This window comes from Pseudoalteromonas sp. SR45-1 (assembly GCF_014163655.1).
GTDB classification, from domain to species: Bacteria; Pseudomonadota; Gammaproteobacteria; order Enterobacterales; family Alteromonadaceae; genus Pseudoalteromonas; species Pseudoalteromonas distincta.
This window is the reverse complement of the sequence record NZ_JACJDR010000014.1, coordinates 89989-103102: the sequence shown is the minus strand read 5'-3', so window position 1 is coordinate 103102 and position 13114 is coordinate 89989. Positions and strand designations below refer to the sequence as shown.

18 protein-coding genes are annotated in these 13114 nt (G+C 40.3%); 12 read left to right on the top strand and 6 right to left on the bottom strand.

Annotation, left to right across the window (positions count from 1 at the left end; genetic code table 11):
- Window positions 1–14 precede the first annotated feature (14 nt).
- From H5089_RS14830 to cyaY, 3 genes are read right to left on the bottom strand one after another with little or no spacing between them, the layout of a single operon-like run.
- A complete protein-coding gene (locus H5089_RS14830; protein ID WP_182712536.1) occupies window positions 15–992 on the bottom strand; it encodes a DUF2914 domain-containing protein in 978 nt (325 codons plus the stop codon).
- Window positions 993–1014: 22 nt separating this feature from the next.
- A complete protein-coding gene (locus tag H5089_RS14825; protein WP_182712535.1) occupies window positions 1015–1671 on the bottom strand; it encodes an alpha/beta hydrolase in 657 nt (218 codons plus the stop codon).
- Entirely contained in the window at window positions 1668–1991 is a 324-nt protein-coding gene (gene cyaY, locus H5089_RS14820; protein ID WP_002960979.1) for an iron donor protein CyaY, read from the bottom strand. Before cyaY ends, H5089_RS14825 begins: the two co-directional genes overlap by 4 nt.
- Before the next feature lie 168 nt (window positions 1992–2159).
- Between cyaY and H5089_RS14815 the strand changes: the two genes are divergently transcribed.
- The 8 genes from H5089_RS14815 to H5089_RS14780 all read left to right on the top strand — a co-directional run bounded on the left by H5089_RS14815 (window position 2160) and on the right by H5089_RS14780 (window position 8280).
- Window positions 2160–2354: an LPS translocon maturation chaperone LptM gene (locus tag H5089_RS14815; RefSeq protein WP_024594615.1), complete on the top strand. Its 195-nt coding sequence runs from the start codon at window positions 2160–2162 to the stop codon at window positions 2352–2354.
- Window positions 2355–3608: a diaminopimelate decarboxylase gene (gene lysA, locus H5089_RS14810; RefSeq protein ID WP_182712534.1), complete on the top strand. Its 1254-nt coding sequence runs from the start codon at window positions 2355–2357 to the stop codon at window positions 3606–3608.
- 64 nt (window positions 3609–3672) lie between these two features.
- Complete coding sequence (dapF, locus tag H5089_RS14805; RefSeq protein WP_002960987.1) at window positions 3673–4503, top strand: diaminopimelate epimerase; 831 nt, start codon at window positions 3673–3675, stop codon at window positions 4501–4503.
- A complete protein-coding gene (locus tag H5089_RS14800; protein WP_182692768.1) occupies window positions 4500–5111 on the top strand; it encodes a DUF484 family protein in 612 nt (203 codons plus the stop codon). The genes dapF and H5089_RS14800 overlap by 4 nt, the downstream gene beginning before the upstream one ends.
- On the top strand, window positions 5108–6052 hold the full coding sequence (locus H5089_RS14795; RefSeq protein ID WP_182712533.1) for a tyrosine recombinase XerC: 945 nt from the start codon (window positions 5108–5110) through the stop codon (window positions 6050–6052). Before H5089_RS14800 ends, H5089_RS14795 begins: the two co-directional genes overlap by 4 nt.
- Window positions 6053–6062: 10 nt before the next feature.
- Window positions 6063–6770, top strand: a complete 708-nt coding sequence (locus H5089_RS14790; protein WP_182712532.1) for an HAD-IA family hydrolase — start codon at window positions 6063–6065, stop codon at window positions 6768–6770.
- 28 nt (window positions 6771–6798) lie between these two features.
- Window positions 6799–7902, top strand: coding sequence for a retroviral-like aspartic protease family protein (locus H5089_RS14785; RefSeq protein WP_182712531.1), 1104 nt, complete (start codon window positions 6799–6801; stop codon window positions 7900–7902).
- 21 nt (window positions 7903–7923) lie between these two features.
- Complete coding sequence (locus tag H5089_RS14780; protein ID WP_002960998.1) at window positions 7924–8280, top strand: HopJ type III effector protein; 357 nt, start codon at window positions 7924–7926, stop codon at window positions 8278–8280.
- 10 nt (window positions 8281–8290) lie between these two features.
- On the opposite strand, the gene H5089_RS14775 is transcribed toward H5089_RS14780, so the two are convergent.
- Window positions 8291–8698 carry a GNAT family N-acetyltransferase gene (locus tag H5089_RS14775; RefSeq protein ID WP_182712530.1) on the bottom strand — a complete coding sequence of 136 codons (408 nt, stop codon included), beginning with the start codon at window positions 8696–8698 and terminating at the stop codon, window positions 8291–8293.
- A gap of 40 nt (window positions 8699–8738) precedes the next feature.
- Window positions 8739–9044 (bottom strand): DUF6482 family protein, encoded by a 306-nt coding sequence (locus H5089_RS14770; protein ID WP_182712552.1) that lies wholly within the window; start codon window positions 9042–9044, stop codon window positions 8739–8741.
- 89 nt (window positions 9045–9133) lie between these two features.
- Between H5089_RS14770 and H5089_RS14765 the strand changes: the two genes are divergently transcribed.
- The 3 genes from H5089_RS14765 to H5089_RS14755 all read left to right on the top strand — a co-directional run bounded on the left by H5089_RS14765 (window position 9134) and on the right by H5089_RS14755 (window position 11520).
- A complete protein-coding gene (locus tag H5089_RS14765) occupies window positions 9134–9826 on the top strand; it encodes a pseudouridine synthase (RefSeq protein ID WP_182712529.1) in 693 nt (230 codons plus the stop codon).
- Between the two features lie 101 nt (window positions 9827–9927).
- Complete coding sequence (locus H5089_RS14760) at window positions 9928–10302, top strand: BlaI/MecI/CopY family transcriptional regulator (RefSeq protein ID WP_007377323.1); 375 nt, start codon at window positions 9928–9930, stop codon at window positions 10300–10302.
- Window positions 10303–10311: 9 nt separating this feature from the next.
- The gene (locus tag H5089_RS14755) at window positions 10312–11520 is read left to right on the top strand and encodes a TonB family protein (RefSeq protein ID WP_182712528.1); all 1209 of its coding nucleotides are present in this window, start codon (window positions 10312–10314) and stop codon (window positions 11518–11520) included.
- Between the two features lie 73 nt (window positions 11521–11593).
- Here H5089_RS14755 and H5089_RS14750 read toward each other — a convergent pair whose 3' ends face one another.
- Window positions 11594–11977 carry an MAPEG family protein gene (locus H5089_RS14750; RefSeq protein ID WP_182712527.1) on the bottom strand — a complete coding sequence of 128 codons (384 nt, stop codon included), beginning with the start codon at window positions 11975–11977 and terminating at the stop codon, window positions 11594–11596.
- A 239-nt stretch (window positions 11978–12216) separates the two neighbouring features.
- Between H5089_RS14750 and H5089_RS14745 the strand changes: the two genes are divergently transcribed.
- Window positions 12217–13095, top strand: a complete 879-nt coding sequence (locus H5089_RS14745; RefSeq protein ID WP_404936386.1) for an EamA family transporter — start codon at window positions 12217–12219, stop codon at window positions 13093–13095.
- The last annotated feature ends 19 nt before the right edge of the window (window positions 13096–13114 follow it).

Sequence of the window (13114 nt, the reverse complement as noted above, 5' to 3'; positions counted from 1 at the left end):
GCGTTTAGCCAGTTTTAGTCAGCTAAAATTCTAAATTCTTTTTGGGCAATTAAATTACCTTGCTCATCAACTACATCAACACGCCAATGACCTGTTTGTGTGTTCATTATATTTTTTGTTGAGTACGTTCTGTAACGAGGCGAAGTAACATTAAGTGTAATTTCAGCCATCGTTTCACCTTCAAACGACCAAACATGCTTAACTTGCTGGCCTTGAAGGTTTTTAATCTCGCTAAAAAACGATAACCCTTCCTCAAACTGGCTTAACCTAATATCAGCAGCAAACACATTAGTAGGCTCACGCTTACTTACTTTACGAGTAAGTACCGCACGACTAATTTTACCCGTGTCTATTTGCGCGCCCAATGCCACACTTGCCACATGTGCTGTAGAGGAAAAACCTTCAGTGCCACTCAATGCGCCATCATCACTTTCTAACTCTAAAAGTAAGTCACTTTGACTAGCAGGCTCAGTTACGTTTTGGGCTTCTGCGGTTTCTTCTTGCACATCATTATCAAGGTTTGAGTTTAACTCTGTATTAATACTTTCGCTTTGATCAGTAACAATATCGTTGTTAGCCAACAAAGCCGGGGGATTATTTACAAGGTCTACTTCGGCAGGTGTATTACTTGAAATGCTTAGTTGAGTCTCATTTTGCTCAGCTAACAAAGGTTCAATACTCGCTTGAGTTACCTCTGCAGACTCAGCTGGGGTATTGTTTACTGATGATTGAGGCTCAACATCCATTACCTCATAGCTTGTTTGGTTTTCAGCGTTACTGCTGAAACTTAAGAATTGCTCCTGCTCATTTGGGTGCTCACCTTGCTCTGCATTAACAGAGGTGGTTAAGCCATAAACAACTGCTGCAGAGGTCATTAATACCAACATAGCAATACTCACAATACGACGCCAATTCCACTCGTAGCTTACCGTTGGTACGCTCTGTTGTAATTCGCGTTTAACATTTGCTTTTATAACTATTTTTTGACTCATATTGACCTCAGCGGTTCCAAAATTAGCTTAAACGAGCAATTAACCATTGGCGAATAGCTTGCAATTCTTCTGCGCAAACTTGATGAGCCATTGGATATTCTTGCCAGCTTACATCCATGTTATGTGCTGTTAATACTTCAAACGCATTTCTACCCGCACTGTGCGGTACAACGTTATCTTGGCTACCATGAGCCATAAATACGTTTAAATCAGAATGCTTTGCTTCATCAGCAAATTTGTGTGGCACACACATATAAGTAGAAAGCGCCATAACACCCCCAAGCTTTTGCTCAAAGCGCGGCGCTAAATGCAAAGACACAACACCACCTTGAGAAAAACCAGCTAAAATTATTTTATTAGCAGGAATGCCATTAGCAATTTCTTTATTAATTAACTCTTCTACCTTTGCAGCAGAATCTCTTACGCCTTGTTCATCGGCACGCTTATCTAATTCTATAGACTTAATATCGTACCAAGAGCGCATTTCCATGCCACCATTTATGGTGACCGATTGCACTGGCGCATGCGGAAAAATAAACCGTATACCAAGCTCGCTTGGTAAATTTAGCTGTGGGGCTACTGGCGCAAAACCATCCCCAGAGTCACCTAAACCATGTAACCAAATAACCGTTGCTTTGTGTTCACTTTGGGCTGCATATTCTACAAATTCTAAACTCATAGTGATGATTGCCACTTAACTTCTTGGCCTGCTTGGCGAGTAGAGGCTTCATTTATAAACGCCCAAAATTCAGCGCCAGAGCGGTTATCAATCCATAACCCATCACGCATTTCAAAATGATGTCCGTTAAACTTAGTCGCAACCCATACTTGGTGAAGAGGTGCTTGCTTATTGATCACTATTTTACTTTTATCAGGAAAAATAATTTCTAAAATACCTTGTGCCGATTCATAATCTAAATCAGCTTCGCAATCATCAACCTGCTCTTCAATAGTGAACATAAGAGCTTCGGCTAATTGGTGATATTCGTGTTCAGTCATTGTTATTTCCTTTGCAGGCGAGCCGCCTAATATTGGGTACGTTTTAGCTTTAAATTAGCTTTAAAAATGTGCAGCTAGTGTAACAGGAATAAAATCATCCGCGAATAGCTGCATTTTTTAGATATTCTGTTACTCTGCGATTATAAAGCCAGCAACCGTATTAATCTAATGAAAGCGACACATACCTTACAATTAAAAAGACTATTAATAAGCACTGTACTGTTAAGCGCCTTAGCTGGCTGCGGACAAAGCGGTCCGTTATATTTACCAGAGCAACAAACAGAGCAAAACCAACCTCAAAATACAGCTAAACCAGCCACTACCGCTGAGCAAGCTAAAGCATCGCAAAGTCAGGAGCAATAAATGGATTATTTTAACTACAAAAACAACCAATTATTTGCCGAAGACGTCAGCGTAGCAAGCATAGCGCAGCAATACGGCACGCCGTGTTATGTATACTCGCGTGCTACATTTGAGCGCCATTACTTAGCATTTGCTAACGCCACTAAAAATCATAAAAGCTTGGTATGTTACGCTGTAAAAGCAAACTCAAATATTGCCGTACTTAATATATTAGCGCGCTTAGGATCGGGTTTCGATATTGTATCTAAAGGTGAACTAGCGCGTGTAATTAAAGCGGGAGGCGATGCTTCTAAAGTGGTTTTTTCAGGCGTGGCTAAAACGTCTGACGAAATAGCTTACGCATTAAAACTGGGCATTAAATGTTTTAATGTAGAGTCGGCGTCTGAGCTTGAGCGTATTTCTGAAGTGGCTTGCGAGCTTAACCTAGAAGCGCCTATTTCTATTCGCGTAAACCCAGACATAGATGCAAAGACACATCCGTATATTTCTACCGGTTTAAAAGAAAATAAATTTGGTATTGATATTCAAACAGCAGTGAGTGTTTATCAACAAGCAGCGGCTTTACCTGGTTTAAAAGTTATTGGTGTCGATTGCCATATTGGCTCTCAATTAACGCAAGTTAGACCTTTTTTAGAAGCCCTTGATAAATTAATGGCGCTTATTGATGAGCTAAAAACTAACGGTATTGAGCTAACTCATTTAGATATTGGCGGCGGTTTAGGTGTGCCATACGACAACGAGCAACCACCACACCCAAGTGAATATGCAGCGCAAGTTACCGAACGCTTAGCTAACTACAAACATCTTGAACTTATTTTTGAACCAGGGCGCGCTATTGCAGCTAACGCAGGTATTTTGGTTACTCAAGTTGAATTTATCAAACAAAACCAAGACAAGTTTTTTGCAATTGTAGATGCTGGTATGAACGATATGCTTCGCCCTGCGCTTTATCAAGCGTGGCAAAAAATTATTCCGGTATCCGTTCGCGACGACGAAACACCTACTCACAACTTTGATATTGTGGGTCCGGTGTGCGAAACCGGCGACTTCTTAGGAAAAGACCGCGAACTTGCACTCAAACAAGGCGATTTACTTGCACAACGAAGTGCGGGTGCATATGGCTTTACAATGAGCTCAAACTACAACTCGCGCCCGCGTGTTGCAGAAATAATGGTAGATAGTCAGCAGCATCACCTTATTCGCGAACGCGAAACTATTGAAAGCCTTTATCAAGGTGAGAAAGTTTTACCATAAACGTTTTTGTCTACTAGCTGCTCTGTGGCATGATTAGCACAGAGCAAAACCGAATTAGAGCGCTATGTTAGTTAATTTTTCCAAAATGCACGGCTTAGGTAACGACTTTGTTGTGATTGATAACATTACACAAAATGTTTTTTTGTCGCGAGACCAAATCAAAAAACTGGCAGATCGCCACTTTGGCATTGGCTTTGACCAATTGCTGATGGTTGAAGCACCATATTCACCTGATCTCGACTTTCATTATCGAATTTTTAATGCCGATGGTACCGAAGTAGAACAATGCGGTAACGGCGCACGCTGTTTTGCCCGATTTGTACGCATGAAAGGCCTTACTAACAAGCACAAAATTAGTGTATCGACTAAGTCGGGCAACTTAACGCTCTACATAGAAAAAGACGGTCAAGTAACTGTTAACATGGGCCATCCTAATTTTGAGCCAAGTAAAATTCCGTTAAAAGCCAGCAAACGCGAGCTTACTTATATTATTAGAACGCAAGAACACACTGTATTTAGTGGCGCGGTATCTATGGGTAACCCGCATTGCGTGCTAGAAGTTGACGACGTAACCACCGCGCAAGTTGATATATTGGGTCCATTACTTGAAAACCACGAACGCTTTCCGCAAAAAGCGAACATTGGCTTTATGCAGGTTGTATCGCAAGAACACATTAAGCTAAGAGTGTGGGAGCGTGGCGTTAACGAAACCCTAGCCTGTGGCACAGGTGCGTGTGCAGCAATGGTGATTGGTCATATGCAAAATAAATTATCAACAACCGTTCAAGTAGATTTGCCGGGCGGTACTTTGCAAGTGCGCTGGAGTGGTGAAGGTCACCCGGTACGCATGACTGGTCCCGCAGAGCATGTTTTCGACGGACAAGTAGCACTATGAGCGAGCTAAGTACAGAGCAGATTATTAATTACTTACAGCAACATCCTGACTTTTTAGTTCATCACCCCGAGCTACTCGCACAACTTGAGCTGCAACAGCAAGCTCAAGGTGCAACGTCACTAGTACATATTCAGCAACGTCAATTACGCGAGCACAACACGCTTTTAAAAAGCCAAATAGATGCTATGAGCAAGCATGCAACGCAAAACGAGCTCGTATATCGTTTGTTTAGCCAATGTCATCACCAGCTTTGGAATCATGACGATTTTGACACTCTTGCAAATAACCTACGCAATATAATCTGCTCAAGTGAAGATGTTAACGACTGCAAATTAGTAAAATACAATCCCGAGTACGACGAGCTTATTGCGCATCGCCTTACCCATTCTGGGCATTATTTAGGGCGAATTAATAAACAAGAGCGCGAACAATTATTTAGTGAAGATACACAATCCGTCGCTATTTATTTAATTGGCGACACCAAGCACCCTATCGCTATTTTGGCGTTTGGTAGCAATAACGTAAACCATTTTGAGCCCGCGCAAGATAACCTGTTTGTGCTCGACTTTATAAACGCATTACACCTGCGGTTACAAAAACTAGCATGAGTGACGATGCGCCTAATATTACCGCGCTAAGCGACCACTGGCGTTCACCCATAACGCTATTTAGCGATTATTTAAAGTTTGAAAAACAATATTCAGCGCACACAGTTAATCAATACGTAAGCCAACTTGGCTTTGCAGCCCTATATTTTAGCAAACTATGTGATGACTGGTTTGGCGTACAAGGCGAACATATTCGCCGCTACAGCATGGCACTGCGATCAAAGCAATTAAGTGGCCGTACAATTAGCTTAAAGCTCAGTTGTATTCGCAGCTTATATAAGTTTTTAAAAGCAAAAAATATTGCCGAGCAATCGCATTACCATAATCCGGCAATAGGTATAAAAGGCCCTAAGTTTGCAAAGCCCCTACCTAAGAATCTCGATGTAGATCAAATGGCACGCTTGCTCGAAATACCCGACGACGAACCTCTCGCAATTAGAGATAAAGCAATGATGGAGTTAATGTATTCATCAGGGCTGCGTATAAGCGAGTTAGTTGGCGCTAACATGCAAGATATTAGCGCTGCCAATGGTGAAATTTTAGTGCGTGGTAAAGGTAATAAAGAGCGATTAATTCCGGTGGGCAAAAAAGCGTTAGACGCATTAAAAAAATGGCTCACAATACGCCCTCAGTTTGCAAAGCCCGATGAAATAGCAGTATTTTTAAGTAGCCAAAAAAACCGTATTTCGATTCGCCAAGTGCGCCTACGCATGCAAGAGTGGGGAATAAAACAAGGTATTAGCTCGCAGGTTCATCCGCATAAGCTGCGCCACTCGTTTGCGTCACATATTTTAGAATCATCTGGTGATTTACGCGCTGTGCAAGAATTACTAGGGCACAGCAGTTTGTCGGCTACACAAGTGTATACGCATTTAGATTTTCAACATTTAGCCAAGGTGTACGACAACACTCACCCTCGTGCAAAAAAACGAACTGATTAGGTAAATAAATATGATCCGATTTAATCGTGCTATTAAGCCATTTTCTGTCATGAGCTTTGATTTAGACGACACTCTTTACAACAATCACACCATTATAAAAGCAGCGGTTAAAGCGCAGCAAGATTATTTAAACGCGCTCCCTAGCTACTTAGCCCAAGGCCAAAAATACTGGCAACAATGCCGCAATGAAGCCGTATTACAGTTACCTGAACTTGCTGATAACGTCACTAAATGGCGCCAACATACATTGCGCTTAGCCCTTGCTAAACTAGATTTGAACGAGCAAGAGGTAGAGTACCATGCCGATGCTGCCTACAACGCCTTTGCCGATGCGCGCAGTAAAATAGTGGTAACCGACGACGTACTAAAGCTGCTAGATAACTTAGCCCAGCACTTTACGCTGGTTGCTATAACTAATGGTAATGTTGAAATTGAACGCTTTAACTTACACAATAAATTTGAACTCGTGTTACAAGCCGGTATGCACGGTAAAGCAAAACCTCACAGCACCTTATTTGATAAAGCCGCCGAGCACTTAAACGTTGCTAAAAGTGAAATTTTACATATTGGCGATAGCCTAGATACCGACGTACAAGGCGCAAATAATGCCGGTTGCCAATCGGTATGGTTAAACGATCAAGGCGCCAATTATGCTTATAAAGGGCTGGCTGATATTGAAATAGCCAATATTCATGCCTTAACGCACTTTATTAAATAATACCAATTGCATTAAATAAGAGGTCACAATGAGCCACTATACCAAGCTAATTACCTTGCTATTAATTGGCTCACTTAGCCTTAACGCTTATTTATTGTGGCCGCAGCCCGCGCCAACCAAAGTACAAAAAACGCAAGGTGCTGAAAAAAGCATATCGCCTAAGCAACAAAATACGCTATTAAATACGGCAAAGCAGCAGTTTAAAAAACACCAATTTGAAGCCGCACTTAGTAGCTATCAACAACTCAAAAACAGCAATCCAGAAATCGCAAAAAACCTTTATTCATCGTGGCTAGTGCAGCTTAAAACATGGCTAAATAGCAATTTATTACTCAGCGAGACATTTCTCAATGCGCTATTAAATAACAGCCCTTATAACGTAGAGTTACTTAATTTACAGGTTGAGTATTTAATAAATAGCGAGCAAACACAAAATGCCATTATTGCTTTATTTGAGCTTAATTCATTACTGCCTGCTGATCAGCAAAGTAATGTAAATACACGTTTAAATACGCTCACTCAAAACGAATTACACACATTAACTGAGCAACAAAATTGGCAAGCTATTATTGAGCAAACACAAATTTGGCTTGATTATAAAAGCGATAACGCGCAGTTTTTATATCCGCTTGCGTATGCCTACTATCAGCAAGGCGATTTAATTAGCGCACAAGCAACCCTTGATCGAATGCCAAACCAGCACAATCTAAAAAGCCAAGTGCAAACACTGCAAGCGATGATCAATAAAGCACAATCGCAAGACGACTTTGTTGCTTTAACGCCTTACGGCGCGCATTACTTAATAAACACCGAAATAAATAACAATCTATCGACCGAACTAATGATTGATACAGGCGCAAGCGTAACCTCGCTACCTACAAGTATTATTAAGCAAATTTCGCCAAGACCTTTGTATTTAGGCGATGTAACGGTAAATACAGCGAATGGTCAAATTGTTGTAAAGCGTTATCAAATTGAATCGTTTAAAGTGGGCTCGCAAATTATTTATGGTTTTGAAGTGCTAAGCATTGAAAACACCCGTGGGCAAGGTTTGCTAGGAATGAACTTTTTATCGCGATTTAAATTCAATATAAATCAGCAAACAGATGAGCTAGAGTTGAGCGCTAAATAATTAAAAACCCAAAGGTAACACATGACACTAAATAACTATTTAAAAGCACTTGCTGAAAACCCAAAAAGCATTCAATTTACCGATACAATGGCCGTGATAGAAGCAAATTACGACTTTACTGCATGTGGCTTTAATAACCATGGATTACTTAGCGCTGCGAGTGAGAACAACGGCTCGTGTAAAATTTTTGCATTTGCTAAATTAAACGATTTAAGTAAACAAAATACGTTGGATTGTTTTGGTAAGTTTTACCGAGAAGACGTGCTGCAAAACCCTAAAGGGGATGATCATATGAACATTCGCACGTTTATGTTAGCACCAGAGGCAACACCTTTTTTAGGTATTACCTTTGAAGGCGAGCCACTAAAAGCAAAATAGCCAGCAAAAATTAAAGTGGTTTTTCCATAAAGTAACGCGTACCTGAGCGTGGGTAATTATTAAGTTGATACTTAACACTATAACCGCGCTTTTCATAAAAGGGTTTTGCTTGAAAATCAAGTGTATCAAGCTGAGCAGTTGTAGCACCTAGCTCAATAGCTGCTTGTTCAAGTGCCGTTAGCAGTTTATCTGCAAGCCCTTTACCTCGCGCACTATCGCTACACCAAAGCCAACTAATCATCAGCCAGTTTCCAAACACACACCCACTAATACCGGCAATAAGCTCGCCCTGCTCATCAGTAAATTTATAGCCTAATGGCACTCTTTGCGCATCAAAATGCTCGGCGTTAAATTCAACCATTTGTGCGCGAAGCGCTGAGTTTAACGCATCGGTATTATCTACTTTTAATTGATACATTTATCGCCCTTAAAAAGCAGATACTAGCAAATTAGCTCAATCAATAAAGATTATTTTTACCATAAGGTACTTCAAGCATATTGCTGCTGGTTTTATCCGGCTGGCCGCACATTTCGTCGTAAGCGCTTGTTTGCCTTAACATCATCTGTGCGTACGCTATTTTTTCAAAACGTTTTTGTACATGCAGTGGGCTGAGTGCTCTTAAAAACTCACCGCTGTCTTCTGTTACATAATATTCAACGTTATTAATCATCACTGATACTTGATAAAGCACCATATCTAACGAGTGAACAATAACTTTTTGTAGCGGTTCGTGCTTTTTTAACTGTGAAAATTTAATACCCATCATGTTTACCTTTTTATATTTAGCATTATCGATACGCAGCTTTGCTATAATCGCGATCAAATTTTTATTAGCCGCTGGCGTCACACGTTATGATCACAAAAATTCGACTCGCTAAATATATTGCCCATGCAGGTATTTGCTCTCGTAAACAGGCATCGCGTTTAATTGATGAAGGTGTTGTGACTGTAAATAATCGCCCAGCAAATCATATAGATCACGTTGACGAGCAAGATATTGTAATAGTGAACGAAAAAGAAATTAAAGGTGCTGCCGATTTAGTTTATTTTGCGTACCACAAACCAGTAGGTATTGACTGCAAATTAAATATTGATGACCCTGCCAGCCTTATTCACCATTTGCCTACACTTACCCGTGTTTACCCTATTGGTCGATTAGATAAAGACTCTCGTGGTTTGCTTATTTTAACCAACGATGGGGATTTTTGTAATCAACTAATACATCCTGACTTCCACCAGCCTAAACATTATTTAGTCACCGTAAATAAGCCTTTAGACGATGCTTTTTGTAAAAAAATGGCTGCAGGCGTACCCGTTGATAAACACATAACCCTGCCTTGTGAGGTAAATAAAATAGCCAGTAATCAGTTTAGTATTGTTTTAAAACAAGGGCTAAACAGACAAATACGTAAAATGGCACATTACTGCGGATACAAAGTAATTGACTTATTTAGAGTGCAATTTAGTGACCTCACCCTTTCAAAGCTAAACCTACCTGAAAACCAATATATACAAATTAATAAAAACGATATTTCAAAAATCTAATACCAAGTCACTTAACTATATCTCAAAAAGTTAAAAATAAACTTGCAAAAATAGATTACAGGTGTAGTCTTAAATTAAAGATTACACTTGTAGGCGATAAAATGATTGAATTATCAAAAGCAGAGTTTGACGTGCTCGACGCACTTTGGATTAACTACCCCGCCACCGCGAGCCAAATAATTGAGCGCTTAAGCGACGATAAGCAATGGCACGAAAAAACCATTAAAACCCTGCTAGGTCGACTAGTAAAAAAAGGCGCACTTACATTTGAAAAAGAAGGTCGCCAATATATTTATACTCCCTGTATGGAGCGCGCCGACTACACCCTAAAAGAAAGCCAAAACTTTATTGAGCGATTTTTTAGTGGGCGTATTGCGCCACTTGTGAGTGGCTTTGCTAAATCGGAGCAGCTTTCTCAACAAGATATAAACGAGCTTAAAAAAGTTATAGATGACTGGGAAAAAAACCAAAAGTAAGGGATTAACATGGTTATTCAAACTGGTTTTAATTGGTTAATTGAGCAGCAATTACTATTAAGCATTTTGTTTTGTGGTTTTATTTTACTCGAGCGATTTGCTTTAAAAGCCCTTGGCTCGCGGTTTGTATATAAATTAGCATGGCTATTACCTGCGGCATTGGTGATTGCTAATTTACCAAATGCGATTAAACCACTGCAAAACAGTAATATTAGTCACTACTTAATCACCCCCAACCAATCTTTTACAAACGAGGTAGGTATTAGCTGGGCGCTCATGTATGTACTTATTACCGCAGGGTTATTAATAGCTAGCTTTATTACGCACACCCGCTTTGTTAAAAGCCTGCAATTAACTGAGTTAACCCAATTTGAAAGCACTCTTACCGCTGATGTTAAAACTTATACCAGCCAACATGTAGCCACGCCAATGGTGGTCGGTATTTTAAACAGCAAGCTGGTGTTACCGAGTAACTACAATACCCAGTTTGATAAAGCCACATTAGCGCTTATTTTAGAGCACGAAAACGTACACATAAAACGCAAAGACAACCTAACAAACGCACTTATATTACTACCTACTATTTTACTTTGGTTTAACCCACTAGCTTGGTTTTGCTACGCAAGCATGCGCCGACTACAAGAGTTGACTTGTGATGAACGGGTACTTGCCAATAAAACCACACAACAACATATTTTATATAGCAAAGCCTTAATAAACTGCGCGGCAAATGCGCCCACAGGACTTATGGCTTATTCACACTACGGAGATAAAAAAACCATGTTACAACGACTAATTAATATAAAACACAGCGGGGAGCGTTCAAAGTTTGCTAAAGGTGGCTTATTACTTGTAGCCGCAAGCATGCTAAGCGGCTTAGCAATTGCAAAGCAACCAGAAGCAATGACTAAAGAGGATTACATTTCACCGACAATACGTATTGAACCTGCTTACCCAATACAAGCAGCTCAACAAGGGATCAGCGGCTCTGTTGTATTAAAATACGATATTGCAGCAAACGGTAAAACAAAAAACATTAGTGTTATTCAATCTAAACCTAAAGATATTTTTGATAAATCAGCGAAAGAGGCGCTAGCAAAATGGAAATATAAAGCATCAGATTCAGGTTTTGAAGATGTACTTGTGCAACTAGATTTTGCGATTAATAGTGAAGTGGCGCCTACCGATTTAATTGAGCGTATTAAAGTGTCGCATTAACGCCACGAGTTGTTCAAGACTACAAAGCAAGCGCCCTTTTAGGCTGCTTGCTTTGTGGTTTTAAAATATAAACCTACAAACTCACCACAATCATAGCAATGGCTGTACCCAAACCAATAAACCACACTAATGAACGAATTATATCTAGGTTCATATAGTAAAATACGCAATACAAAATACGCGACACAATATGCGTAACAGCTAGCATTTCGGTCACTGCACCTACGGAGTTAGTGCCCAGTACAACTGCAATAGCGACAGCAAAAACAGCAAGCGATTCAAAACAGTTTTGGTGAGCAGCGAGCGCCCGTGCACCAAAGCCGGTTAATTTTGTTTGTTGCGCCCTTGGGTGTTTATTGTCGTATCGACCTAATTTTGCCATTGCTATAGCAACCGGCACTTTTGCAAAGTAAGGCATTAATACCGCAAGTAATGCACATACAACTAATGTTGCCATAATTTATCCTTTTGATGTTTCGGATAATTTAGCATAAGCGTAATAAAAAAGCCGCCAGATACGTTTTATGACAAACTCTGGCGGCTAACAATAACATCAGACCTACTATAGCTAAATTTATCCTAAAACCCATGCGACATAATGTCGCAGATGATGAATATTCAACATCATAGTTAATGCATCGCTTTACTTCACAAAGCTTGTTAACTTTACTGCCTTACATTTTAACGATGACGACCATGACCTGGATATTTTTCACTTTTTTAGCCGCCTTCATGCAAGCATGGCGTAATGCCCTGCAAAGTAAATTAAGTAACGATGTGAGTGTGGCTGGCGTAACACTCTCTCGCTTTATTATCGCAGGCCCTATTGCTGGCGTGTATTTATATGGTTTGTATCAATATCAAGATACAGCCATGCCTGCGTTTAATAATGCCTTTTGGGGATTTATTGTAGGCGCAAGTGTGATGCAAATACTTGCCACTGGTTTAATGGTTAAGTTATTTAAAATGAATAATTACGCCGTAGGTGCTGGTCTTGCCAAAAGCGAGGCGTTAGTAGCAGCCATTTTAGGTGTATTATTTTTTGGCTCGGCACTTTCTTTGCTCGGTTGGCTTGGTGTGTTTTTTGGCGCTATTGCCGTATTGCTACTCAGTGGCATCACAAGCGTTAAACACTTTAATGCTAAAACAGCATTACTAGGACTGGCTTGTGGTACTTGCTTTGCACTTACATCGCTGTGGGTACGAGAAGCGAGCTTAAATTCAGGATTATTATTTCCTCACTCAGCAGCTTGGGTTTTGCTGTTTGTAATTAGCTTACAAACACTAATACTACTGGGCTATTTATTCTTAAAAGAGCCGCAAACACTTAGTAAACTGTGGCAATACAAAGGTACTACAGCCGCAATTAGTGTTTTTAGTTGTGTCGGTTCTATTGGCTGGTTTAGTGCAATGAGCTTACAGCACGTTGCTTACGTTAAAACACTTGGACAGGTTGAAGTGTTTTTTACCATGCTAATTGCCGTTCTTTGGTTAAAGCAGCCACTTAAGAAACAAGATACTGCTGGCTTAATACTCATAGCCATTGCCGCTGTTTTGGTTATGTTGCCGAATTAAGGGCATAAAAAAGCGCAGG

Coding starts and splice junctions, on each gene's coding strand:
- H5089_RS14745 (WP_404936386.1), top strand. CDS start 12,217: ATGACCTGGATATTTTTCACTTTTTTAGCCGCCTTCATGCAAGCATGG.
- cyaY (WP_002960979.1), bottom strand. CDS start 1,991: ATGACTGAACACGAATATCACCAATTAGCCGAAGCTCTTATGTTCACT.
- H5089_RS14790 (WP_182712532.1), top strand. CDS start 6,063: ATGATCCGATTTAATCGTGCTATTAAGCCATTTTCTGTCATGAGCTTT.
- lysA (WP_182712534.1), top strand. CDS start 2,355: ATGGATTATTTTAACTACAAAAACAACCAATTATTTGCCGAAGACGTC.
- H5089_RS14800 (WP_182692768.1), top strand. CDS start 4,500: ATGAGCGAGCTAAGTACAGAGCAGATTATTAATTACTTACAGCAACAT.
- H5089_RS14785 (WP_182712531.1), top strand. CDS start 6,799: ATGAGCCACTATACCAAGCTAATTACCTTGCTATTAATTGGCTCACTT.
- H5089_RS14750 (WP_182712527.1), bottom strand. CDS start 11,977: ATGGCAACATTAGTTGTATGTGCATTACTTGCGGTATTAATGCCTTAC.
- H5089_RS14770 (WP_182712552.1), bottom strand. CDS start 9,044: ATGGGTATTAAATTTTCACAGTTAAAAAAGCACGAACCGCTACAAAAA.
- H5089_RS14765 (WP_182712529.1), top strand. CDS start 9,134: ATGATCACAAAAATTCGACTCGCTAAATATATTGCCCATGCAGGTATT.
- H5089_RS14760 (WP_007377323.1), top strand. CDS start 9,928: ATGATTGAATTATCAAAAGCAGAGTTTGACGTGCTCGACGCACTTTGG.
- H5089_RS14775 (WP_182712530.1), bottom strand. CDS start 8,698: ATGTATCAATTAAAAGTAGATAATACCGATGCGTTAAACTCAGCGCTT.
- H5089_RS14795 (WP_182712533.1), top strand. CDS start 5,108: ATGAGTGACGATGCGCCTAATATTACCGCGCTAAGCGACCACTGGCGT.
- H5089_RS14755 (WP_182712528.1), top strand. CDS start 10,312: ATGGTTATTCAAACTGGTTTTAATTGGTTAATTGAGCAGCAATTACTA.
- dapF (WP_002960987.1), top strand. CDS start 3,673: ATGTTAGTTAATTTTTCCAAAATGCACGGCTTAGGTAACGACTTTGTT.
- H5089_RS14830 (WP_182712536.1), bottom strand. CDS start 992: ATGAGTCAAAAAATAGTTATAAAAGCAAATGTTAAACGCGAATTACAA.
- H5089_RS14815 (WP_024594615.1), top strand. CDS start 2,160: ATGAAAGCGACACATACCTTACAATTAAAAAGACTATTAATAAGCACT.
- H5089_RS14825 (WP_182712535.1), bottom strand. CDS start 1,671: ATGAGTTTAGAATTTGTAGAATATGCAGCCCAAAGTGAACACAAAGCA.
- H5089_RS14780 (WP_002960998.1), top strand. CDS start 7,924: ATGACACTAAATAACTATTTAAAAGCACTTGCTGAAAACCCAAAAAGC.